The sequence below is a fragment of the Porphyromonas somerae genome, assembly GCF_022845615.1.
GTDB lineage: Bacteria > Bacteroidota > Bacteroidia > Bacteroidales > Porphyromonadaceae > Porphyromonas_A > Porphyromonas_A somerae.
Window position 1 is genome coordinate 922,003 of sequence record NZ_AP025559.1, and the last position, 23,031, is coordinate 945,033.

21 protein-coding genes are annotated in these 23,031 nt (G+C 44.7%); 5 read left to right on the forward strand and 16 right to left on the reverse strand.

Annotated features, from left to right (window positions below; all coding sequences use genetic code 11):
- Window positions 1–23 precede the first annotated feature (23 nt).
- The 6 genes from MWL85_RS03875 to serB all read right to left on the reverse strand — a co-directional run bounded on the left by MWL85_RS03875 (window position 24) and on the right by serB (window position 6,416).
- Entirely contained in the window at window positions 24–1,754 is a 1,731-nt protein-coding gene (locus MWL85_RS03875; RefSeq protein WP_244401492.1) for a membrane dipeptidase, read from the reverse strand.
- A 92-nt stretch (window positions 1,755–1,846) separates the two neighbouring features.
- Window positions 1,847–3,823: a DNA topoisomerase (ATP-hydrolyzing) subunit B gene (gene gyrB / locus MWL85_RS03880; RefSeq protein WP_394802110.1), complete on the reverse strand. Its 1,977-nt coding sequence runs from the start codon at window positions 3,821–3,823 to the stop codon at window positions 1,847–1,849.
- A gap of 181 nt (window positions 3,824–4,004) precedes the next feature.
- The gene (locus tag MWL85_RS03885) at window positions 4,005–4,394 is read right to left on the reverse strand and encodes a YraN family protein (protein WP_244401493.1); all 390 of its coding nucleotides are present in this window, start codon (window positions 4,392–4,394) and stop codon (window positions 4,005–4,007) included.
- Complete coding sequence (locus tag MWL85_RS11625; RefSeq protein ID WP_394802111.1) at window positions 4,369–4,842, reverse strand: methylated-DNA--[protein]-cysteine S-methyltransferase; 474 nt, start codon at window positions 4,840–4,842, stop codon at window positions 4,369–4,371. Before MWL85_RS11625 ends, MWL85_RS03885 begins: the two co-directional genes overlap by 26 nt.
- Entirely contained in the window at window positions 4,842–5,144 is a 303-nt protein-coding gene (locus MWL85_RS03890; protein ID WP_018028557.1) for a Dabb family protein, read from the reverse strand. The genes MWL85_RS11625 and MWL85_RS03890 overlap by 1 nt, the downstream gene beginning before the upstream one ends.
- A gap of 21 nt (window positions 5,145–5,165) precedes the next feature.
- Window positions 5,166–6,416: a phosphoserine phosphatase SerB gene (gene serB / locus MWL85_RS03895; protein WP_394802112.1), complete on the reverse strand. Its 1,251-nt coding sequence runs from the start codon at window positions 6,414–6,416 to the stop codon at window positions 5,166–5,168.
- 627 nt (window positions 6,417–7,043) lie between these two features.
- On the opposite strand from serB, the gene MWL85_RS03900 reads away from it, so the two are divergent.
- From MWL85_RS03900 to MWL85_RS03920, 5 genes are all read left to right on the forward strand, one after another.
- Window positions 7,044–7,682 carry a 50S ribosomal protein L25/general stress protein Ctc gene (locus MWL85_RS03900; protein WP_244401495.1) on the forward strand — a complete coding sequence of 213 codons (639 nt, stop codon included), beginning with the start codon at window positions 7,044–7,046 and terminating at the stop codon, window positions 7,680–7,682.
- Window positions 7,683–7,768: 86 nt separating this feature from the next.
- The gene (locus MWL85_RS03905) at window positions 7,769–8,377 is read left to right on the forward strand and encodes a DUF3109 family protein (RefSeq protein ID WP_244401496.1); all 609 of its coding nucleotides are present in this window, start codon (window positions 7,769–7,771) and stop codon (window positions 8,375–8,377) included.
- Window positions 8,364–8,975: an aminoacyl-tRNA hydrolase gene (gene pth, locus MWL85_RS03910; RefSeq protein ID WP_021903375.1), complete on the forward strand. Its 612-nt coding sequence runs from the start codon at window positions 8,364–8,366 to the stop codon at window positions 8,973–8,975. The genes MWL85_RS03905 and pth overlap by 14 nt, the downstream gene beginning before the upstream one ends.
- The gene (locus tag MWL85_RS03915) at window positions 8,953–9,408 is read left to right on the forward strand and encodes an RNA-binding S4 domain-containing protein (protein WP_244401497.1); all 456 of its coding nucleotides are present in this window, start codon (window positions 8,953–8,955) and stop codon (window positions 9,406–9,408) included. Before pth ends, MWL85_RS03915 begins: the two co-directional genes overlap by 23 nt.
- Window positions 9,409–9,437: 29 nt before the next feature.
- Window positions 9,438–10,127 carry a hypothetical protein gene (locus MWL85_RS03920; protein WP_244401498.1) on the forward strand — a complete coding sequence of 230 codons (690 nt, stop codon included), beginning with the start codon at window positions 9,438–9,440 and terminating at the stop codon, window positions 10,125–10,127.
- Window positions 10,128–10,196: 69 nt separating this feature from the next.
- On the opposite strand, the gene MWL85_RS03925 is transcribed toward MWL85_RS03920, so the two are convergent.
- From MWL85_RS03925 to MWL85_RS03970, 10 genes are all read right to left on the reverse strand, one after another.
- Window positions 10,197–11,708, reverse strand: a complete 1,512-nt coding sequence (locus MWL85_RS03925; protein ID WP_244401499.1) for a GH3 auxin-responsive promoter family protein — start codon at window positions 11,706–11,708, stop codon at window positions 10,197–10,199.
- 12 nt (window positions 11,709–11,720) lie between these two features.
- Window positions 11,721–11,963, reverse strand: a complete 243-nt coding sequence (gene xseB, locus MWL85_RS03930; RefSeq protein ID WP_070707419.1) for an exodeoxyribonuclease VII small subunit — start codon at window positions 11,961–11,963, stop codon at window positions 11,721–11,723.
- Window positions 11,956–13,389, reverse strand: coding sequence for an exodeoxyribonuclease VII large subunit (gene xseA / locus MWL85_RS03935; protein ID WP_244401500.1), 1,434 nt, complete (start codon window positions 13,387–13,389; stop codon window positions 11,956–11,958). The genes xseB and xseA overlap by 8 nt, the downstream gene beginning before the upstream one ends.
- A gap of 6 nt (window positions 13,390–13,395) precedes the next feature.
- Window positions 13,396–13,986: an RdgB/HAM1 family non-canonical purine NTP pyrophosphatase gene (gene rdgB, locus MWL85_RS03940; protein WP_244401501.1), complete on the reverse strand. Its 591-nt coding sequence runs from the start codon at window positions 13,984–13,986 to the stop codon at window positions 13,396–13,398.
- The gene (locus MWL85_RS03945; protein WP_244401502.1) at window positions 13,983–14,957 is read right to left on the reverse strand and encodes a YitT family protein; all 975 of its coding nucleotides are present in this window, start codon (window positions 14,955–14,957) and stop codon (window positions 13,983–13,985) included. Before MWL85_RS03945 ends, rdgB begins: the two co-directional genes overlap by 4 nt.
- Before the next feature lie 26 nt (window positions 14,958–14,983).
- Window positions 14,984–17,776 (reverse strand): leucine--tRNA ligase, encoded by a 2,793-nt coding sequence (leuS, locus tag MWL85_RS03950; protein WP_244401503.1) that lies wholly within the window; start codon window positions 17,774–17,776, stop codon window positions 14,984–14,986.
- A 182-nt stretch (window positions 17,777–17,958) separates the two neighbouring features.
- Window positions 17,959–20,808 carry an aminomethyl-transferring glycine dehydrogenase gene (gene gcvP, locus MWL85_RS03955; protein WP_244401504.1) on the reverse strand — a complete coding sequence of 950 codons (2,850 nt, stop codon included), beginning with the start codon at window positions 20,806–20,808 and terminating at the stop codon, window positions 17,959–17,961.
- 75 nt (window positions 20,809–20,883) lie between these two features.
- A complete protein-coding gene (locus MWL85_RS03960; RefSeq protein ID WP_244401505.1) occupies window positions 20,884–21,507 on the reverse strand; it encodes an MBL fold metallo-hydrolase in 624 nt (207 codons plus the stop codon).
- Window positions 21,508–21,515: 8 nt separating this feature from the next.
- Window positions 21,516–22,187: a 16S rRNA (guanine(527)-N(7))-methyltransferase RsmG gene (gene rsmG / locus MWL85_RS03965; RefSeq protein ID WP_244401506.1), complete on the reverse strand. Its 672-nt coding sequence runs from the start codon at window positions 22,185–22,187 to the stop codon at window positions 21,516–21,518.
- Window positions 22,153–23,031, reverse strand: coding sequence for a DUF3298 and DUF4163 domain-containing protein (locus tag MWL85_RS03970; protein ID WP_244401507.1), 879 nt, complete (start codon window positions 23,029–23,031; stop codon window positions 22,153–22,155). The genes rsmG and MWL85_RS03970 overlap by 35 nt, the downstream gene beginning before the upstream one ends.

The following is a 23,031-nucleotide window of genomic DNA, read 5'->3' on the forward strand; positions in this document are numbered from 1 at the left end:
ACTTGTGTGCAAAGGTAATAAAATTAGAGTATAACTTTTAGTAAATTCTTTCCCCATATGCCTTCTAGTTGCTTTATAGCAAGTCCTCGAGACATCATCTCCATAGTAACCCTCAGTAATTGGGAGGTACTTCTGCATCCTATCACCTCACCACCGCCATCAAAGTCGGTACCAATCCCTACATGATCCGCTCCCAAAATGTTGATGGCATGCTCAATGTGATCAACAAAGTCTGCTACAGTAGCTCCTTGCTTCTTGAGGAAGCCATGGTACATACATATCTGCACCACACCACCCTTTTCTGCAATAGCCTTGAGTAACTCATCTGGTAGATTCCTTGGGTGGTTATAGAGGGCTCTACAGGAACTATGGCTAGCTATAATTGGTCGATTGCTTATCTCCAGTACCTGAGCCACCGTACTATCCGAGGCGTGAGAGACATCAACAGCAATACCTAGGCGATTCATCTCACGCACTACCTCCACCCCAAAGTCACTAAGACCTCCATGGGTTTGGCTACTCTTTATAGCCGAGTCACAAATCAAGTTATCTCCATTGTGGCAAAGCGTCATATACTTCACCCCTCTTCGAGCCAACTCTTCTAGTTTGTGCAAGTCATTACCGATTGCGTACCCATTTTCCACCGCCTTACAGACCATCACTAGACCCATCCTCTTTGCATCAGGCACAGTAGTTGTGTCATAAATGAGCTTCATATCCTCCCGATGTGCAGCAACATAAGCATCCGTTGCCTCCAGCATCTCGAGGACTTGCTCAAAAGGCTTCTCCGAACCCTGAGGTACATAGGCAGCCATAAAGACGAGGTCCAGTCCACCAGTAATCATTCCACTATAATCCACTTTAGGCTGTAAGTTTTCGGCACAAGGATTTCCCACCAAAATAGAAGGGGTATCCACGTGCGAATCAAGCGTCAAATGGTGCTTATGGAAAGCGCGAGCGTGGTGATAAAGCTTCGCTTCATCAATTATGTGGGTAAAAAGATGGTGATGTGCCGTCTTTCCTTCCCAAGCCAACGCTTCAGGATGCCATTGTACTCCTAGAGCATTGTATTCAGGATAATAATCTACCGCCTCAATAACTCCATCGCGAGAGGTAGCACATACTGTACCACCTGGTGCCACAACACCTACCGCTTGGTGGTGAAAAGAGTTGACCAACAACTCCTCCTCCCTCAAAATTCTCTGGAGCCGACTATTCGGCGAAATATATACCTTATGCCAAACCTCATACCTCGAGGCGGTTTGATTATGGTTAATGAGGTTATCCTTACTGGCTAGGTCTTGAATTAAGGTACCTCCTAGTGCTACATTTAGGATCTGTAAGCCCCGACATATGCCTAGGATAGGTATATTCCACTTGAGCGCACACTTCACAAGAGCCAAGTCGTAATAGTCCTTGAGATGATCAATGGTATTTACACCAGGAGCAGGCTCCTCACCCCACCACAAAGAGTGGATATCACAACCCCCCGATAACACCAATCCATCACATCGACCTAGCGTACCCAATAGAAGCTCTAAATCAGTGGTCTGCGGGATCATCAAAGGGATTCCACCGGCATGACGAATACAATCACTATATGTATGAGTGAGCCTATTTTCATCCAGATGATTATGGTTAGCAGAAATGCCAATAACAGGCTTCTTCCCTGAGTTTGGATTGACCTTATCAATATCTCGCTGTAAGGTCTCTAAAGAGAAATCTATACTACTCAGCAATTGATCGTCTTTCATAGCCTAGTTCATTTATGAATTAGGGGGCACAAGAGAGATGCATCCCTTGTACCCCCTATGAAAAATTAATACTTTATAAAGATGCCGAGCAATTAGGCGTCGACATTAGCATACGTAGCATTTTGCTCTATAAACTCTCTTCTGGGTACCACATCCTCACCCATAAGGGTAGAGAATACCACATCGGCTTCAGCGGCACTTTCCATGGTTACCAGCTTCAAGTAGCGCTGTTCAGGATCCATCGTTGTATCCCAAAGTTGGTCGTGATTCATCTCTCCCAGACCTTTGTATCGCTGCACAATTACCTTGCTCTCCTCACCATCGGCAAAGTCATCGACAAAGTTTTTTCTGTCTTCGTCTGTCCAGCAGTATCTTACGATATCCCCTTTCTTGCATTGATATAGTGGAGGATTAGCAATATAGACGTACCCTCTTTCAATTAATACACGCATATGGCGGAAGAAGAAGGTCAATAGGAGCGTAGCGATATGGCTACCATCGACATCGGCATCGGTCATGATGATGATCTTGTGATACCTTAGTTTATCTATATTGAGAGCCTTTGGATCCTCCTCCGTACCGATAGATACTCCCAAAGCAGTATACATCGCTTGGATCTCCTGATTCTCAAGCACACGGTGCATCATTGCCTTTTCCACATTGAGGATCTTACCTCTCAGTGGCAAAATAGCCTGAAACATAGAGTCCCTACCCTGCTTGGCTGTACCACCTGCCGAGTCACCCTCCACTAGGAAAAGCTCACATATCTCAGGGTCACGGCTTCGGCAATCGGCCAATTTCCCTGGCAGACCACCCGAAAACATTGGCCCCTTACGCTGTACCATCTCTCTGGCTCTCTTAGCAGCCATACGAGCTTTAGCAGCCAAAATCACCTTGTCCACGATCATCCGAGCCTCCTTAGGGTTCTCCTCCAGGAAGTTGGTTAGAGCCTCCGAGACAGCTGTATCTACCGCACTTACCGCCTCGCTATTACCTAGCTTGGTCTTCGTCTGTCCCTCAAACTGTGGCTCCTGTACTTTGATAGAAATCACTGCTGTAAGACCCTCACGGAAGTCATCGCCCAATACCTCCACCTTCTCCTTCTCCAGAAGACCAGAGTCATCGGCATACTTCTTCAGCGTGCGCGTCAATGCTCGCCTAAATCCTGTGAGGTGAGTACCGCCCTCAATGGTATTGATATTATTGACATATGAGTAGACATTCTCATTGAACGTGGTATTATAGGTCATTGCCACCTCCACTGGGATCTCCCCTTTGTCGTTGACAATATGAATCACCTCATCCATCAGATGCTCCTTATTGCCATCAAGATAGCGGACAAACTCCTTCAATCCCTCCTCCGAATAAAAGCTCTGGCTCTTTGGATTTCCATCCTCGTCTCTATCCCTAAAGTCAGTAATGGAAAGCCGTACTCCGGCGTTAAGGTATGCCAACTCTCTAAGTCTATCGGCAAGTATCTTGAATTCATACTTAGTCACCACAAAGATAGAGTGATCAGGATGGAATGTGACAGAGGTTCCTGTCCTATCTGTTTCCCCAATCACCTCTACTGCGGTTTGTGGAATACCCCTAGAATACTCTTGCCTATATATCTTGCCATCTCTGTAGACCTCTGCAACTAGCTTATCCGAAAGTGCATTAACACAAGAGACGCCCACTCCGTGGAGGCCTCCAGAAACTTTATATGAGCCTTTATCAAACTTACCACCGGCGTGAAGTACCGTCATTACCACCTCCAAAGCCGACTTTCCGAGCTTCTCGTGCCGATCCACTGGGATTCCACGCCCATCATCATGCACCGATATAGAGTCATCCTCATTGATCTCCACTTCAATATGGCTAGCATAGCCAGCCATCGCTTCATCAATTGAGTTATCCACCACCTCGTTGACCAAGTGGTGCAGTCCCTTAGAACTGATATCCCCTATATACATCGCGGGACGCTTACGTACCGCCTCAAGCCCCTCCAGAACTTGGATGTTAGATGAGTCGTAATGACCCTTCTCATTCGGCACACCACTCACCCCTGCCATTAATTCTTCACTCATAATATACTATGTACTTATTCACTCAGACTCCCCCATATAGCCCACCCCTATTACATACAAAGGTACCAAAAAAATATTAGTTATTCTAGGCTTCAAAGGTCTTTTATTCCCTCCAACCTACTATTCCCTACTGCGCTCAATGACACCACTTCCATAACGCTTGTTCACTATGACAATTACCTCATACAGTTGGGACAAAAGCATTCCTTATATGCTTGACACTCTTTGGATGAACCTTATCTGGAGCATAGACTAGAATATAATCAAAGCGGACTGTCTTATACTTCACCCTTCTGAGATTTTGGCAATACCTATTGGAAGCCCAGATGAGATGATTCTGCTGTTCAGGTGTGACTAGTCGATCCAATTCCGACATAATGATAGGATTGGATCGGCTTTTTACTTCAATAAAACAAAGGACATCTCCCTCCAGTGCTATGATATCTATCTCTAGTCGCCCCACCCTGTAGTTCCGTTCCAAAATCACAAAGCCTCTCTTGCTAAGCTCTTCACAAATGATCAGCTCCATGAAATGTCCATCTACCCTATTCGTATCTATTAGCTTGGCCATTTTGTTCGTAGTCTAAGATCTTTCTCTTTAGTTGAGTACCCCATTTATACCCTCCCAGTGTATGGTCAGATTTTATCACCCTATGGCAAGGTAGTAGCAGAAAATGCTTGTTCCTTCCCAACTGAGAACCTATAACCCGTGCAAAACCGCTACTAAGTCCTAAACGAGATGCCAACTCCGAATATGAGAGAGTGGCACCATATGGTATTTGGCTCAAAGTCAACCAAAAGTGAGGTGCCCATCTTGGTGCTAAAAGGTCTAAAGTATACTGAGGTGGCGCTGGCGAGATACATCTAAATGCATCGGCTAGCTTTGGGTGGCTTTCTATGGCATACTTAATAAGTGAATTGTCGGCAGTTTTGCAAGGATTACAAGATAGTATCTTCCCGCTCTCCTCTAGTAGGCACTCCACTATGCCTACAGGCGAACGAAAATAATACCGATCCACTACTCTTCTATATCCACGCAAGCTCGTTTTGACACAAAAGGCTTAATATACTGCTTCACTCTAGCCACATGCTCCGGATGCTTTGCATAAATCTCTATTTCATCTGCACTACTCAATACCCCTTCCAGCATTAGGTCGTACGACTCATTAGGATTGATATTGAAGCTCACTTTAAGACTTTTCAAGCAATCAATATGCTGTGGCAACTCCTCAAAAGCTGCCTTCGCCTCCTTCAAAAACTGTTCCTTACTCTGTCCACTAGGATAGGACTCGAAGCCAAAAAGCACTATATGGCGTATCATACAATATTATTCAATTCCTTATCAATACATTGAAAACTCTATCTCATCCAAGTGAGAGTCTTTATATCCCAAGAAGTAAAGGATTCCATCCAACCCCATTGTGGTAATCGATTGCTGTGCACTCTCCTTCACCTTTGGCTTTGCATGGAAAGCAATACCTAGCCCTGCGATACTGATCATAGGCAAGTCATTAGCTCCATCACCCACCGCTACCGTCTGGCGGATATCTACCTTCTCCACCTGAGCGATCAGCTTCAGCAACTCCGCCTTGCGCTTACCATCGATAATATCTCCTAGGTGACGGCCAGTCAGCTTACCATCCACCACTTCCAGCTCATTAGCATAGACATAATCGATGCCGAATTTACTTTGGAGATACTTACCAAAGTAGGTAAATCCACCACTCAGTATGGCAATCTTAAAGCCCACCCTCTTAAGGATCTTCATGGTTCGCTCCATGCCCTCCATAAGCGGCAAGTTCTCTGCGATATCTCGCATCACCGATACATCTAGTCCTTTGAGTAAAGCTACACGCTCCACAAAGCTCTCGTTGAAGTCTATCTCACCTCTCATTGATCGCTCAGTAATATGAGCAACTTCGTCATAAACTCCAGCACGCTTGGCAAGTTCATCAATCACCTCCGTCTTGATCAGCGTAGAGTCCATATCAAAGCAGATCAATCGACGCATACGCCTAAACATACTATCCTGCTGGAAAGAGATATCCACCTGATATTTATTCGCCACCTCCATAAACTTCCGCTGCAGCTCTTCCCTATCCCGAGGGGTACCTCTCAACGAAATCTCGATACTTGCTTTGGGAACACGCTCCGTCTCAATCAGTGGAATACGCCCTGTAAGACGGTCCAGAGCATCAATGTTCATTCCCTGCAGAGCCACTTCACGAGTAATTGCAGAGACCATCTTGGCTGTAAATTGCTTCGCCAGGAGGGTCACGATATACTTATTTTTACCTTGAGCCTGCACCCACTGCGTATACTCCTCAGGAGTAATTGGTTGAAATGAAACATGGACGTTTAGTTCATTAGCTTTGAATAGTAGCTCCTTAAGGATATTCCCATTCTCACTACTGAGAGCAGAAAAAAGGATTCCAAGCGTTAGATTATTATGAGTATCACTCTGGCCAATATCAAGGATAGTCACTTTATGCTTAGCAAGCGTCTCTGTGATCGCAGCAGAAATGCCAGGCCTATCCTGACCGCTAAATATAGCTAATATCAATTCATTGTCTTTATTAAACATACTATTCATCCTTTTTCATTTCTTATGATGTCCAAACTAAAGCAAAAGTACCCATTTATTGCCACATATCGTAATTTGTGACCGACACATTAGGAGGTGACGCATGGTTAGAAGCATAATGAAATAATATGCTTAGCTCGTATTGGACACACGAGCAAGGTTCTCCGAGGAAGTTCTGACGTACCCCATTGCATAAACCCCATGCTAGCAGGGTGAAAAATGAGTTGCATCTAAGCATTTGCCGAGTTGCAACTCGCCGATTGCTTAGTTGCAACTCGCCGATTGCTTAGTTGCAACTCGGTCAACGCTAATATATAGGACTGAATTCCAGTCGGTTGAAAAATCACTCTCGGTGGATCCACTTTAGTCAGATTCTTCACCTCATTTCACAGCCTAAATCTTTGGGTGGTGGAGTATCTCATGGGGGTAAATGGGATCAATTGGGATAGGCCCCGATAAATAGGAGACCCCGCAGTTGACTCTCCTAATGCGTAACCACTGATGTGTCACAGCAGATCTATGGCAGATATGCGAGATTATTAGTACCTTTGCAGTGCTTTTTCAGGAAAGCTCCCAGTGTGATGGGAAATTAGTGAAGAGGCTAATTTTGAGTAACACATTAATTTATCATTAGAAATGAAAACATTTCAACTAGCCGCCGAAGTTCGCGAGAGCAAAGGCAAGAAAGAGGCGAAGGCACTTCGCAAGCAGGGTTTAGTTCCTGCAGTGATTTACGGAGATGGCAAAGAGGCTACAATGCTTACCGTCAAGGAGAAGGATTTGAGAAATCTTGTATACACTCCTGATATTTTTGTCATTGAGCTCAATACAAGTGCAGGGGTACGCACATGTATCCTTCAGGATATTCAGTTCCACCCTGTTACTGATCATATTCTTCATATTGACCTTCTAGAGGTTTCAAAGGAGAAGCCAATCACTATGGAAGTACCTGTGGTGCTTGATGGCCACGCTGTCGGTGTACGTGCCGGTGGTAACCTCACTCTTGATATGCGTAAACTACGTGTGAAAGCGCTTTATGAGAATATCCCTGAGCGTCTACACATCGACGTGTCTAAACTTCAGATTGGCAAGACCATTCAGGTTGGGGATCTATCTTTCGACAATCTTGAATTGCTCAACTCTAAGAATGCTGTAGTTTGTGCCGTACGTGTCACTCGTACTTCTCGCTCTGCTGCTAGCAGCACCGAGGAGGAAGATGAGGAGACAGCTGAGGAGTCTGCAGAGTCTGGTGACGCAGCACAGTCAGCGGAGTAATCGCATCTCAAGAAAACATTTACAGATAAGCGAAAAGACGGGTGCGAGTATATGCTACTTGCCCCGTCTTTTTTTATGATAAATAGATGATCATTGTTGGAGATATCATAGTTAGCTCTGAAGTGTTAGAGACCTACTTCTGCTGCGACCTTGAGGCTTGCCACGGAGCATGTTGCATCGAGGGAGAGTCTGGTGCACCCATTGAGCGAGAGGAGGTAGAGATGATCTGCAATGCTTTCCCCAACGTCCAGAGGCTTTTACCTGAAAAGCACTTAAAGTATATTGAAGAGCATGGGCTAATGTACGAAGATGCCGATGGCGACTTGGTCACACAAATCATCGACGGAGAGCAGTGTGTATTTACATGCCTTGAGAGGGACCACTCCGTGCGGTGTGCTTTTGAGAAGTGCTATACAGAGGGGATTGATCGGTCTTTCTACAAGCCAATATCGTGTCATCTCTATCCAATCAGGGTATCGCAATTAAGGGATGGCAAGAAAGCACTCAACTACTCAAGGTGGGTGCCCATATGCGAACCAGCACGCGAGTTGGGTCGCAAGCTAAACCTCAGGGTGTATCAATTTTTGAAAGAACCTCTTATTAGAGCTTATGGAAAAGAATGGTATGAGCAACTTGTGGAGCAAGCTGAGCTCTATTTTCAAAACAAAGAAAAAAAGAGAGATGAATCCCAATAAGTTTTTAATCGTTGGGCTAGGAAATATTGGCTCGGAGTACGAAGGGACAAGGCACAATGCCGGCTTTATGATTGCTGATGCACTCGTTGGTGATCCCTTAAAATTTCAATCGCTGCGATATGGAAGTGTTGCTCGAGTGAAGATAAAGAATAAAGAGCTAGTCATCGTCAAGCCTTCTACCTTTATGAATCTAAGTGGCAATGCGGTTCGCTATTGGATGAAAGAGGAGGAGGTGCCACTCGAGCGTCTGCTGGTAATTGTCGATGAAATAGCACTGCCCTTTGGCACGCTTCGTCTCAAAGGGAAAGGAAGTGCAGGTGGGCACAACGGTCTTAAACATATTGAAGCCACGCTAGGCACCTCGGCCTATGCCCGACTAAGATTTGGAATAGGAAGCGATTATCCCAAGGGATCTCAAATTGACTATGTGCTCGGGACGTTTGATGATGATGAGCAGCAGCTCTTACCCGAGATCTGCAAGAATGGAGCAGAGATAGTTCGTTCATTTTGCCTGGCAGGGCTAGAGCGGACAATGAATCAATTCAATACCCACTCAAAGAAGAAGAGGAGAGAGGATGAGCGAACTACAGAGAATTGATAAGTGGCTATGGGCTACTAGAGTATTCAAGACACGCTCTATCGCGGCTGATGCTTGCAAAAAAGGGCGGGTATCTATCTCTGGACGTACTCTCAAACCCTCATCTATGATCAAGGTGGGTGACAGAATAGAGGTGAGGAAACCGCCCATGACCCTTTCGCTTGAGGTGCTTCAGCTTTTGAATAATAGGGTCGGACCAAAGCTAGTGCATATCTACCAAAGGAACCTGACCCCACAGAGCGAATATGACCTATGGGAGCTACATAGAATGACTAGCCAAGCAGGCAGACGAAAAGGTACCGGCAGACCAACTAAAAAAGAGCGCCGAGACCTTGAGGAGTTTATACAGAGCGAAACAAATCCCAATTGGTTTATTGATTCGTTTGATGACGTGGATAAAGATGACGACTGGACTGACTTTTGGGACGAATAAGCAAGGATTGATAGGAAAGATATAAGCATATGAAGAAAGAGAATAGACCATTCAAAAGAGTACCACTCACCATTCAGGAGATGATCGATGAAGCAAATCATCATCTAAAGATCAATGAGTGGGATGGCAAAAGGTTCAAAGGCCCATTGATGAATCACCCCCTAGTCACCAAAGAATTGACCTCTAGCCCCAACTACTTTAAGTTTGTCGCCCCTCAGAAATCCAAGTCCAGCATCAATACACTGCAAGTGGAGGTGAGGGAAAAGCTCTACCACCAGATTAAAGAGGGAGAGGTGACCATCATCTACAAGTTGGTAGACGAAAAGTCTATGCCCACCTACGTTGATGTACGAGAGTCCAAAGAAGAACTTATCCTGAACAACCCCAACCTTTTGGCTGAAGATGAGATCCGATTAGATGCTTACGCCCACGGCATCTTTGGCTTTGTACCAAGATACTACGATCAAATAGAGATAACTTGTAGCAAGGAGGAGCAAAGCCTCACCTCACCAATACTTGGCGTTTGTTTTCTTCCAGAAGCCTACTACAAGGGTGGCGACTTCAGATGCGACTACTCTGAGCCTATCCCCGAACTAGCATGGGAAAAAGCCAAGGAGAAAGGCAAGCAAGCGATACAAGACCTACTCTACGACCCCAATGGCCCAGACACCAAGTGGTATATCGCCATCCAATTGGGTGAAATAAAAGAAGAGCAGTAGAGTTGGACATAGCAATTAAAAAAAGAGACTTCATAGGGAAATACCCTAGAAGTCTCTTTATATATTTGTCTATTTATTCAGTTCTATTAGCTGGTCAAGAAACGTTGCATCGTTTTTGAGTCGGGGAATCTTATGCTGTCCGCCTAGCTTTCCCTCTTTGATTAACCACTCTCTAAAGAGGTTCTTCTTGGCAATAACTAGCTTTGGCATTAGCAGTGCCATATCGGCGTACCTTTTGGCATCGTAATCACTATTGACCTTGCGGAGCTCTTTATCTAGCTGGTCCATAAAGAGAGTGGGATCGGATGGGGCTTTGTCAAACTCAATGACCCACTCGTGATAACCATTGGCTTTGTCCAGGTTAAATCGCGGACCTGCAGTATACTCTAGCACCATAAGCCCCATATCGCTGGCAACTGTGGTGATAGCATCATTGGCATTGTGCACCATAAGCTCTTCTCCAAAAGCATTGATGTAGCTGGCGGTGCGACCTGTGATGACGAACTTGTATGGGCTGAGCTCGGTAAACTGAATGGTATCCCCTATCACATACCTATAAAGCCCGCCCAATGTGGAGATCACCATCGCATAATTGACGCCTTTCTGTACATCGCAAAGTGGTATGGCCGATCTCTCTGGGTCATCAAAGTGCGACATCGGGATGAATTCATAAAATATACCGTAGTCTTGCATCAGTAGCATAGACTTATCCGAAGGGTCGTTTTGGATGCCAAAGAAGCCTTCACTTGCATTGTAAGTCTCTCGATATTGCATCCTACTACTTGGGATAATGGATTGGTACTTATCTCTGTAGGGCTCAAAGCTGATGCCTCCATGAAAGAACACTTCAAGATTAGGCCAAACTTCAGAAAGGTTTTGCTTATTGGTCTTCTCTAAAATAGCCATAATGGTCTCAAGCATCCAACTCGGTACACCTGATAAGCTACCAACGTCCTCGCTGTGTACCTCCTCCACTATTTTCTGCATCTTGGATACCCACTCGCCCATTAACAGTGTGCTTTTGGAGGGAACTCTATAAAGCTGGCCTAGCAATGGCATATTTTGGACTAGGATAGCTGATAGGTCGCCCGTATGAGTTCCTCGACCATACTGACTGGGACTATGACTTCCGCCAATAACTAAACTTTTATGTTTGAAAAACTGGCTATCGGGCCGTGTATCCAAATAGAGCCAAAGGGTATCGGAGGCGCCTCTATAGTGGCACTTTCGAAGATGAGAATTGGGAACAGGTAGGTATTTGCTCCGTCCACCTGATGTGCCACTTGATGTGGCAAACCACTGGCACTTTTCAGAAAAAAGCTGCCCTCTCTCTCCCTTAAGCATCTCCTCTACAAAGGTGCGAATATTTTCGTACTCCACAATTGGAATGCTCTTGCTAAACTCTTCGTATGATTGAATGGACTTCTTGCTATACTTTGTGCTATAAGCTGTATTATTCAACCGCTTCAGCACCTGTGCTAGCTGAGCCATTTGTATGGAGTCGCTTTCTGTAGTGTATCGCTCTATCTTACGAAGGCGAAAAGACATTGCTTTATAGATGAGGGAGGTAATCAGATCCATAGTAATTGGGTATTACTGCTCTTGTGAATTGGTTTTTGATTCGTTTTGTTTCAATTCACTGAGGATATTATCCACCTCATCGCTTACCTTTGAGATCTCCTTTCGGCAATGGGCAATTAAAGCTACCACCCTTTTGCTCTTGGCTAGGATTTGGTCAATAGGTAACTGCTGACTTTCCAACTCGTTTAGGATCGCTTCTGTCTCTGCAACCGCCTCATCGTACGTTAGCTCTATATCTGTATCTTGGTTATTCATCTTCTTTTTTCTCTATAGATTGAATGTTTGTGGTAATCTCCCCATCAAGTAATAACACCTTTAGGCTATCTGATAATTGTAATGAATGGACACTTTGGATAGGCTCACCATTTTTCAATACTGGCAGAAAGCCGCGCTTCATGATGTTTTGAGGACTATGTAGCTCAGCTATCCGCTCATACTGCACCTGAGTTTCGAGCATTTTCCGAGGCAAGTTTTTCAGCCAAGAAGTTAGCCTCTGGGAAAGGTAAGTAATCATCTGCGCTCCTTGGTGGTTCTTTGAATTGTGGAGCTGTAGCAGATGCTCCAAGTGTAATTGATTAGAATGAACTCTATCTGTCTCAAGTCTTAGACGCACGCTTAGATTTCTCTCAAGAGAGTGGCTAAAGTCGCTGAGTTGGAGTAGTGATTTCCGTTCGATTTGGCCTAAAATAAGTTGGCTTCTCTGCGATAGGTAGTCTAGCTTTTGACTTGACTTCTCCATTGACTCAGTGAGGATAGCCTCAAGTCTGCTCTCAGCATTAAATAGCTGAGTAACGACTAGCTCCATTCGCCTTAGGAGAAAGTCGGCAACTGCGGTCGGCGTTTTTTGGGGTGTATGAGCAACCATATCGGCTACAGAGAGGTCTTTTTCATGACCTATACCGGTAATAATCGGTAGCGGAAAATTGGCAACAAGACTACAGAGTAAATAATCATCAAAGGCAGATAGATCCATCTTGCTTCCCCCACCGCGGATCATTACTACGGCATCAAAATCCTCAAGGTTTTCTGCGATCTTGGTAAGTGAGTTGGCAATAGAGGCGGTGGTTCCCTCACCCTGCATCATTGATGAAAACAGCGTAATCTTAAGAAGTCGGCCGACTGGATTTTGGGAGATTTGCTTTTGAAAGTCGCCCCACCCTGCAGCTGTAGCTGATGTAATCACCGCCACTCTCTGGATAAGACTTGGAAGATACTGCTGGCGATTTAGATCCCATATACCATCAGCCTTGAGTTTGTTGATGGTCTCCTGGCGTAATCGCTCCAGATGCCCTAAAGTGTACTCAGGATTAATATCATAAATAGTCAGGGAAAGCCCATATTGAAGATGCATATCAACCTTCACTAGCATCATCAACTCCATTCCGAAAGTGATGGGTCCACCAGTCACTTGGTAGAAACGAGGCAATACTTGCGAAGCACGACCCGACCATAGATTACCCCTTACGAATGCTTTCTTAATGCCATTCTGCGTCTCGACAAGATCAAAGTAGACATGCCCATTATGTGCAGACTGGCTGATATTAGAGACTTCGGCAGTGATCCAGTAGTACCCTCCAAGAGCATTATTAAGCACCCCCTTGACATAGCCCAATAGTTCGCTAAGCTTCATTGCTTGGAAGCTTTGTTGCTGTGGCTTTGAAAGTGGTGCATCGTATCCCATAATGAATTAACCCTCTTGATTTTTAAGAAAAGCTATCAGCTTCTGGATGGCCATTCCCCTATGGCTGATCTTGTTTTTCTCGGACTCGCTCATCTCTCCAAAGGTAATTGAATAGCCATTTGGCTGGAAAATAGGATCATATCCGAACCCCTCTGCACCTGTTTTATGATCAATAATTTGACCATTGACAACTCCTTCAAAGAGGTGCTCTTTGCCATCCAAGATAAGGGCGACCACCGTGCGAAAGCGAGCACTACGATTTTGAATACCTTGCAGTTCGCCTAGCAACTTTTGGATGTTATCCTCCGCTCTGCACTCTAGACCAGCATACCTTGCTGAGTAAACTCCAGGTCGGCCATTTAAGGCCTCTACCTCTAGCCCTGTATCATCGGCAAAGCAGTCTAAGCCGTGACGTGCATAGCCTTCTCGTGCTTTGATTAAAGCATTTTCAACCAAAGTATCACCCGACTCGACTATCTCCTCCATATCCCCCAACTCTACGAGCGAGGTAATTTCTAAAGCAGAGCCAGAAGATAAGAATATATCTCTTATCTCCTGGGCTTTATGTGGGTTATGAGTAGCAAATAACAGCTTCATCCTTTGAGCTCACTTGGATGATTAACAGTCTCCATTTCAGACTCTTTTAATGCCACTCCATCTGGAGCCTGTGTCTGAATCTTCTTCTTATTATTCACTTTGATCACATCAAATCCTTGACCATACACACCTCTAACGAGTGTCTGAGTGATGAAGGCATTGGGGTCTACATCCTTTACGATTCTAAAAATATTGATGCTCTCAGTCTTTTTAGCAATCACCATCAATACTTTAACTTCCTGGTGTGAGTAGGCTCCTTCACCATTTAAGAAGGTTACCCCTCTATTAACACCCTTGAGAATAGCATTGGCCATCTCTTGATGTTTCCTCGTAATAATGAAGAACTGCATACTCTGTCGTGACCCATTAAGGTAATAATCAACGGAGGAATTGGTGATCAATACTTGTAGCATACTGAAGACCAATTTATCAGGGCTCTTGAAGATAAACCAGCTGGCAGTGATGGTAATCACATCAATGTAAATCAGTGCTCTACCGATAGAGACCTGTCTATACTTATTGATAATGGCCGCCACAATATCTGTACCTCCAGTAGATCCGTTCATGGAGAAGACAATTCCTAAGCTAATACCGATCATTATTGAACCAATAATCATCGCCAAAGCAGGATTATCTTGCAATGGGATCATATCATGATATGCAGGTAGGATATACTGCTCAATAGATGTGGTAGAAAGGCCTAGGAAAGCGACGCTGTAAACAGTTTTAAGGCTAAAGCGCCATCCAAGTACCTTGATAGCCACTAATAGTAGTGTAAAGTTAATGGCGTTGTAAGGGACAGAGAAGGGAATGTCAAAACCCCAGCTAATCACTGATGCGATACCAGCAAGACCTCCACTTGTAATCTTGTGGTAATAGATAAAGCAAAAATAGGAAACTAGATAGATCAGTAATCCTAATGTGATGAATACATAATCTTTGATTAAGGACCAAGCTTTTTTCGACTGCATGTTCTTATTATGATATGAAAGTTAATTTATTTACTGGTAACAATATTGACTATTCGGCCAGGCACCACAATGATGCGCGCGATCGCCTTGCCGTCTAAGTATTTTTCTAGCTCAGGAGACTGGCGTACCTCCTCCTCAATTTGTTCTTTGCTCATCTCTGCTGAAAGAGTGAGCTGAAAACGCACCTTGCCGTTGAAAGAGATCGGGTACTGTATCTCACTCTCCTTAAGATAAGCATCGTTGTGTACTGGATATGGAGCATCTACAATACTCTCATTATGGCCTAGCAGATGCCACATCTCCTCCGCTAAGTGCGGAGCAAATGGTGCTAATAGCACAGTGAACTCCTCCAATATCTTACGGTTATTGCATTTAAGAGCAGTGAGGTCATTGATGCATATCATAAAGGCACTTACGCAGGTGTTGAAAGAGTAGCTTTGAAGCCCTTGATTTACCTTCATAATACAAGTATGTAGCACCTTCAACTCCTTTGAAGTTGGCTTATCATCAGAAATTGAGAGCTGGTCACTGGAATCAAAGAGTAGTGCATAGGTACGACGTAGAAATCTGAAGACGCCGTCAATACCATTGGTATCCCAAGGCTTGGATTGGTCCAAAGGCCCCAAAAACATTTCGTATACCCTTAGTGTATCCGCCCCATATTCTCTAATAATATCATCGGGGTTGACCACATTGAGGTACGACTTACTCATCTTCTCCACGGCAAATCCGCAAATGTAAGTGCCATCATCCTCAAGGATAAACTCTGCATCTGCAAATTCAGGCTTTGACTTTCTGAACGCTTCGATATCAAGGCGGTCATTGTGCACAATATGGATATCCACATGAATAGGCTGTACATCGTACTGCCCCTTTTTATTCAAGCTCACATATTGATTGCTTCCTTTAATACGGTAAACGTAATTAGAGCGTCCTTGGATCATTCCCTGATTTACCAACTTCTTAAAGGGCTCTTCCTCGCAGACATAGCCTAAGTCGTAAAGGAACATATTCCAAAAGCGGCTGTAGATCAAGTGACCTGTAGCGTGTTCGGAACCACCAAAATAGATATCTACCTCCCTCCAATATTCATTTTTATCCTTAGAAACAAGAGCAGTATCATTGTGCGGGTCCATATATCGGAGGTAGTATGCCGAGCTTCCTGCAAAGCCAGGCATAGTGCTTAGCTCAAGCGGATACCCCTCTTCTGTAGTCCAATTCTTGGCTCTACCGAGTGGTGGCTCACCACTATCTGTAGGTAAAAACTTATCAACCTCAGGCAAGATTAAAGGTAGCTTGCTCTTGTCCAAAGCATAGGGCATCCCCTCTTTATAGTAGATAGGGAAAGGCTCGCCCCAATATCTCTGACGTGAAAATATAGCATCACGTAATCGATAGTTAACCTTACGGCATCCTATCTTCTGTGCCTGTAAGAAGTCGATCATCTTATAGATCGCTTCTTTCACCTTTAAGCCATTAAGAAAGTCGGAGTTAATCATCACCCCTTCTTGACTATCTACAGCCTCCTCCCACTCATTAGGATCCTCGGCAATTTCAACCCCTTTAGGCTTCACTACAGGGATAATTGGTAGCTCAAAGTGCTTAGCAAAAGCAAAGTCTCTTGTATCGTGGCCTGGCACCGCCATCACCGCACCAGTACCATAACCCGCCAGTACATAGTCGCTTATCCAAATTGGGATAGGAGACTTAGTGACTGGGTGAATCGCATACCCTCCACTGAAGACACCGCTCACAGAGTGGTCAATCATTCTTTCTCTCTCAGTACGCTTCTTGGTCCTATCCAGGTATTCCTGTACCTGCTCAGCCTGTTCAGGAGTGGTCACCTTACTTACCAATTCACTCTCAGGAGCCAATACCATAAAGGTCACACCAAAAAGTGTATCAGGTCGTGTGGTGAATACTGTGATAGCCTCCGAGCAATCTTGGAGCTGGAATTGCACCAACGCTCCTGAAGACTTGCCAATCCAATTCCTTTGAGTCTCCTTCAGAGAGTTGCTCCATTCCAGTTTGTTCAGCCCCTCAAGTAATCTATTGGCATAAGCCGATACGCGCAATTGCCATTGCTTCATCAGCTTTTGCTCTACGGGAAAGCCACCACGTACCGAAAGGCCTTCGCTTACCTCGTCATTGGCAAGTACCGTTCCAAGACCAGCACACCAATTCACCATCGTTTCACCTTGATAGGCGATACGATAGTTCATCAGCACCTCTTGCTGTTCGATTTCACTCTTAGAACGCCATTCATCTGAAGTAAAACTCAGCTCTTCGCTACATGCCACATCAAGCCCCTCCGTACCACATTGCTCAAAGTGCTTGATCAGCTCTGTGATTGGTTGGGCTTTTTCAGCGACATTATCATAGTAGCTTTCAAACATTTCAATGAATGCCCATTGAGTCCACTTATAAAACTTTGGATCGCAAGTCATCACCTCCCTACTCCAATCATAGCTAAAGCCGATGCTATCAAGTTGCTCACGATACCTCTTGCTATTAATTTGAGTCGTCTTTTCTGGGTGTTGCCCTGTCTGAATAGCATACTGCTCAGCTGGCAAGCCAAAGGCGTCGTAACCCATAGGGTGGAGTACATTATATCCCTTATGTCGCATATATCGACTTAGGATGTCACTGGCAATATACCCGAGTGGATGTCCCACATGTAATCCAGCTCCAGAGGGATAAGGAAACATATCCAAGATATAAAACTTAGGTTTAGAGGCCTCCTCAGTCACCTTGTATATCTCGTGCTCCTTCCAATACTGTTGCCACTTATTTTCTATCTCTGTAAACTTGTACTCCATATCATTTATTAGATCCGAAAAAACAAAATCACACTCCCCTACAATTATTGTGCAAAGTTACTCAATTCAGCTTGTATTGCCTAATGTTTGGGGCTCAATAAAATGCATAAACAAATTTAGGGGCAAAGCATTTCTGCCTTGCCCCTAAATATCAGTATAGTTATTACGTCCAAAGATACGGACTAAAACTCACAGCATGAATAGGTAGCAACAAGGTTGCGGTCACCAAATCCATTATCTGCTCTTCCCACATTAGTCCAATACTTATCCTCCTTTAGATATGGTAGTGCAAAGGCAGCTTTTTCACGTGAATATGGATGGGTCCAATTATCACCAGCCACCTCGTATAGTGGGTGAGGAGCATTCTTCAGAACGTTATCCTCCTTATCGGCAGTACCATTAGCCACTTCTTGGATTTCATCCCAAATCGTTTCAAGTACACTGATAAAGCGATCTAGCTCAGCAAGCGACTCACTCTCGGTAGGCTCAATCATCAGTGTACCGTGAACTGGGAATGATAGCGTAGGTGCATGGTAGTTAAAGTCCATCAGACGCTTAGCGATGTCATTTTCGTCAATACCGCTCATCTCCTTCACCTTGCGGCACTCTAGAATCAGCTCGTGACCTACATATCCAGTATGTCCACTATAGGTAATACCATAAGTATCCTTCAGCCTAGACGCCATATAGTTGGCATTGAGGATTGCTGTGCTAGTTGCACGCTTTAGACCCTCACGACCTAGCATACGGATGTAGGCATAGGTAATTCCTACAATTGCAGCACTACCAAATGGAGCAGCAGCTACAGGGATAAAGTCGTGCCCATAAGCTACAGCGTGGCTTGGCAAATAAGGCTTTAGCTTCTCAGTAACGCATATTGGGCCCTCGCCTGGGCCGCCACCTCCGTGAGGTATAGCAAAGGTTTTATGCAGATTGAGGTGGCATACATCAGCTCCCATAAATCCAGGATTGGTATAACCGACCTGTGCATTCATATTGGCACCGTCCATATATACCAGAGCACCACACTCATGTACCGTATCTATCAGCTTGCGTATCTCTGCCTCAAAGATACCGTGGGTACTAGGATAGGTAATCATAGTTGCAGCCAAGCGGTCTTTATTATCCGTAGCCTTCTTCACGAAGTCATCTACATCAATATTACCATCGGCATCCGTATCGGCAATGATAATCTCATAACCTGCCAATGATGCTGTTGCAGGGTTGGTACCGTGTGCTGAGGCTGGCAGTATGATAAGGTCACGCTGAGTCTCTCCCTGAGCCTTGAGATACTCAGTGATGACACGAATACCTGAGTACTCACCAGCCGCACCAGAATTTGGCATAAACGACACCCCTGGTAGACCAGTAATGGTTCCTAGTAGACTTGCTGTATTATCTAGCATCTCAATATATCCTTCCGTCTGATCTGCAGGAGCATAAGGGTGGATAAAGGCAAATTGAGGATTAGAGAGGATAAAGAGCTCTGCAGCAGCATTGAGCTTCATAGTACAAGAGCCCAAAGAGATCATACTCTGTGCTAGAGAAATATCCCTCTTCTCTAGCCGCTTAATGTAGCGCATCAGCTCCGTCTCAGTATGGTACTTTTGGAATACCTCAAACTGTAGGAAGTCGCTTGCTCTACGGAACTGATCCTCCACTTGAATGTACTCATTTGGTAACTCAGGTGTAGGCACCTCAATACCCTTAGCAGTAGCAAAAATATAGTATAGAGTACCAAGGTCGGATAGCAGTGTTGTCTCATCTACACTAATACCAATCGCCCCATCCTCATAGTACCTGAAGTTCACTTGGCAATCAAGAGCGATCTCCCTAATCTTGCTTTGCTCATCTTTGCTCAACCCAGTGATATAAAGGGTATCAAAGAATTGCTTGTTGGACTGAGTATAGCCCATTTTAGTTAGCGTTTTACTGAGTACTACAGCATAAGTATGGATTCGGCCAGCTATATCCTTAAGGCCTTCAGGGCCATGATACACAGCATAGAAAGAACTCATCGTGGCGAGCAAAGCCTGTGCTGTACAGATATTTGAGGTGGCTCTTTCACGCTTGATATGCTGCTCACGCGTCTGTAGTGCTAGGCGGAAAACATTCTTTCCATTAGGATCCTTAGAGATACCTACAATACGCCCTGGAATTACGCGCTTGTACTCATCGGTAGAAGCCAAATACCCAGCAGAAGGACCTCCGAAGTACATAGGCACTCCAAACCTCTGAGCTGAGCCAAAGACAATGTCCGCGCCAATCTCACCTGGAGGAGTGAGCAGCACGAGCGACATAAGGTCTGCAGCCACAGCCACCTTAATCTCCTTCTCCTTAGCTTTTGCGATAAACTCCTTATAGTCCTTTATCTCACCGTGGTCATTAGTATATTGTACGATAGCACCAAAGTAGTCCTCTGCGAAGTCAAAGTCAGAAGCCTTACCCTCTACTACCTCAACATTCCAGCGGGCTGCACGAGTACGGATCACACCCTTTGTAGAAAGGAATAGATCATCGGCAATAAATAGCTTATTAGCATTTTTACGCTTTCTACTTCTAATATTCAACAACATAGAGGCTGCCTCCGCACCAGAAGTAGCTTCATCTAGTAGCGAGCAATTGGTTAGAGGAAGGCCTGTAAGCTCCGTAATCACGGTCTGGAAGTTAAATAGAGCCTCAAGGCGACCTTGAGAAACCTCTGCCTGATAAGGAGTATAAGAGGTGTAATACCCTGGATTCTCAAGCACATTACGCTGGATAACAGCTGGTGTATAGGTATCATACCATCCCATACCGATATACGAGGTAAATACCTTATTTTTCTGTCCGAGTTCATTGATATGCTCTATCAGTTCCCGCTCCGTCATAGGCTCAGGTAGGTCCAGCTCCTCTTTGAGCCTAATATTTGCAGGATAAACTTTGTCTAAGAGCTTATCAATGCTCTCTACCCCGATGCTCTTCAGCATCTTCTGCTCATCATCGTGGTTGGTTACCCCCACGTGACGAATTGTAAAATCATTGGTGTTCATACGCATTTGTTTTTATCTTGTAAAGTGTTGTTTGTCATCAGTTATATAACAGATTTAGGCCTCTTATTGTTGTGTTCAATAATTAGCTCTTTCTGCCTTAATCGTTGTCTCCGGACCATGCCCCGATAGCACCACCGTCTCCTCTGGTAATTGCAGTAATTGGTCTATTGAGTTCATCAACGTGCCATAATCTCCACCCCATAAGTCATAGCGCCCCATTCCATTCTTAAATAGCACATCACCGCAGAGCATTACCCCACTAGTGGAGTCGTAAAAAGTCACATGCCCTGGCGAGTGTCCAGGGGTCTTCAGCACCTCCAGCGTCGTATTACCGAAGTGCACAGAGCCCTTCAACGGCTTTGGAGTAAAAGAAAAACTACCTTCCTCGGCAGGAATACCAAAGGCCACTAATTGCTGCTCAATAGAAGGGAGACGCGAAATCTCGAGCGAAGTCGCTTCCGTTTCAATCCCGAAGTGCTCCTCTATAAACCTTGCCCCTAGCACATGGTCGAAGTGCAAGTGCGTCGCCAACGACCGCTCCAGTTGCAACTGGTGTTGTTCCATAAAGTTGGAGAGCATTTGGCACTCCGCTTCATTCGAAAAGCCAGGGTCAATGATACAAGCAATATTGGTCTCATCCCATAGAAGGTAGGAATTGACCTGTACCATATTCACCGTAAACCGCTTATATTGTAGCATAATAGAGATTATCTAACAGGGTAATAAACTATCTTCTTCGTCTCAAAAAAAGGCAAATCTGGCAAATAAGTACTCAGTTCCACCTCCTTAATCGACTTGCGAAATGGCTTTAGCTCCTCCGTAAGATCACCGCCTTTGAGCGCAATCACCCCATTTCTCAAGGTATTAGATTGGTCACTCGTATCAATGATATCCTCTCCAATACGAACTAGATTCTTCATAGGCATCGTTGCACGACTGACGATAAAATCAAAGAACCCAGCTCCTATATCTTCAGCCCTCGATTGTAGCACCAAAGCATTCCCTAGCCCTATCGCCTCTTTGATACTTGTTGCCACTTTCACTTTCTTGCCGATGCTATCAATAAGCGTAAATTGGCATTCGGGGAACAGGATAGCCAAAGGAATTCCAGGCAAACCGCCCCCCGTACCTACGTCTAGAATAGCGGTCATCGGCTTGAAATCGGTATACAAACCGATACTCATAGAGTGCAGAATATGATTAACCACTAGATTATCAATATCCTTCCGTGAGATCACATTGATCTTTTCGTTCCATTCCTTATAAAGTGCTGGAAGCGCCTCCAGCTGCTCCCACTGCTTCTCCGAAAGATTGGGGAAATACCTTCCAATTACCTCCCTTATTTCACTCGCCATGCTTTCCAAGTCTCTTGTATTCATTAGTAAAGTAAGGGGCCAATTCGTCGTAAGATAGATGCAACTCTATCGGACCAGTTGAGTAAGTAGCCAATTCGTATGGATTGTAGTAAAACGTAATGCCATCCTTATCAAAATAGAGATTATTGGTCACTTCTAAGGCATGATAATTGAAGACTCCCTTATACTCAAGTTCTTCACGTGTTTCCACCTCAAAAGAGTGCATCAAAGCATTAAATAACAAGTCGAGCAAATCCTCATCATTAGGCTCCTTGAATAGCGACGAAACAGTAATTAACGCCTTATCATTTAGATTATAATTAAGGGTAGAAGCGAACTGATTGGCATGTGCGCCACCTGAGTATTCAATTGTCTTCGAAATCAAAGACAAAATACCATGCTCCGAATAAGTAATACTATCGCTATACTCATACTCTCGGCTGAAAACGCTGTAGGAGCCGACATCAAAGTTGAGCTTTTTAGCCTGCTCTAAGTCGAGCTTATAATCTCCCACCTGCTCTTCCACATACTTTTCGAGATGAGCCTTTACTCCCTCTTTTGAAAAGTCTTCCAAAGGAGCCGGATAAATTCGCTGCGCTATAGACTTCACCAAGCTGTCTCGTATCTCGGTATAGTTATTATCCGAAAAAGTCGGATACGACATTTTTATATCTACTTTACACGATGGCATGGCATCATCGCCTTCCCACTCTTCAAGCACGTAAGGGTCAATATACTCAGTCGATGCCTCTACAGCCTCCCAAGTAACCAAGCCGTCAAGCGAATCAATCTGCTTACTTTTCGTACAAGAGACTTGGGCTAGCAATAAAGTCCCCACCAGCGCCCCAATTACCCTATTTCCTTTCAT

What these genes read in the sequence shown, in the direction of transcription:
- pth (WP_021903375.1), top strand. Translation starts at nt 8,364, where the DNA reads ATGAATCCCAATAAGTTTTTAATCGTTGGGCTAGGAAATATTGGCTCG.
- MWL85_RS03920 (WP_244401498.1), top strand. Translation starts at nt 9,438, where the DNA reads ATGAAGAAAGAGAATAGACCATTCAAAAGAGTACCACTCACCATTCAG.
- MWL85_RS03885 (WP_244401493.1), bottom strand. Translation starts at nt 4,394, where the DNA reads ATGGCCAAGCTAATAGATACGAATAGGGTAGATGGACATTTCATGGAG.
- gcvP (WP_244401504.1), bottom strand. Translation starts at nt 20,808, where the DNA reads ATGAACACCAATGATTTTACAATTCGTCACGTGGGGGTAACCAACCAC.
- gyrB (WP_394802110.1), bottom strand. Translation starts at nt 3,823, where the DNA reads ATGAGTGAAGAATTAATGGCAGGGGTGAGTGGTGTGCCGAATGAGAAG.
- MWL85_RS03875 (WP_244401492.1), bottom strand. Translation starts at nt 1,754, where the DNA reads ATGAAAGACGATCAATTGCTGAGTAGTATAGATTTCTCTTTAGAGACC.
- rsmG (WP_244401506.1), bottom strand. Translation starts at nt 22,187, where the DNA reads ATGAATACAAGAGACTTGGAAAGCATGGCGAGTGAAATAAGGGAGGTA.
- MWL85_RS03905 (WP_244401496.1), top strand. Translation starts at nt 7,769, where the DNA reads ATGATCATTGTTGGAGATATCATAGTTAGCTCTGAAGTGTTAGAGACC.
- serB (WP_394802112.1), bottom strand. Translation starts at nt 6,416, where the DNA reads ATGAATAGTATGTTTAATAAAGACAATGAATTGATATTAGCTATATTT.
- MWL85_RS03915 (WP_244401497.1), top strand. Translation starts at nt 8,953, where the DNA reads ATGAGCGAACTACAGAGAATTGATAAGTGGCTATGGGCTACTAGAGTA.
- xseA (WP_244401500.1), bottom strand. Translation starts at nt 13,389, where the DNA reads ATGGGATACGATGCACCACTTTCAAAGCCACAGCAACAAAGCTTCCAA.
- MWL85_RS03960 (WP_244401505.1), bottom strand. Translation starts at nt 21,507, where the DNA reads ATGCTACAATATAAGCGGTTTACGGTGAATATGGTACAGGTCAATTCC.
- xseB (WP_070707419.1), bottom strand. Translation starts at nt 11,963, where the DNA reads ATGAATAACCAAGATACAGATATAGAGCTAACGTACGATGAGGCGGTT.
- leuS (WP_244401503.1), bottom strand. Translation starts at nt 17,776, where the DNA reads ATGGAGTACAAGTTTACAGAGATAGAAAATAAGTGGCAACAGTATTGG.
- MWL85_RS03970 (WP_244401507.1), bottom strand. Translation starts at nt 23,031, where the DNA reads ATGAAAGGAAATAGGGTAATTGGGGCGCTGGTGGGGACTTTATTGCTA.
- MWL85_RS03900 (WP_244401495.1), top strand. Translation starts at nt 7,044, where the DNA reads ATGAAAACATTTCAACTAGCCGCCGAAGTTCGCGAGAGCAAAGGCAAG.
- MWL85_RS03890 (WP_018028557.1), bottom strand. Translation starts at nt 5,144, where the DNA reads ATGATACGCCATATAGTGCTTTTTGGCTTCGAGTCCTATCCTAGTGGA.
- rdgB (WP_244401501.1), bottom strand. Translation starts at nt 13,986, where the DNA reads ATGAAGCTGTTATTTGCTACTCATAACCCACATAAAGCCCAGGAGATA.
- MWL85_RS03945 (WP_244401502.1), bottom strand. Translation starts at nt 14,957, where the DNA reads ATGCAGTCGAAAAAAGCTTGGTCCTTAATCAAAGATTATGTATTCATC.
- MWL85_RS03925 (WP_244401499.1), bottom strand. Translation starts at nt 11,708, where the DNA reads ATGGATCTGATTACCTCCCTCATCTATAAAGCAATGTCTTTTCGCCTT.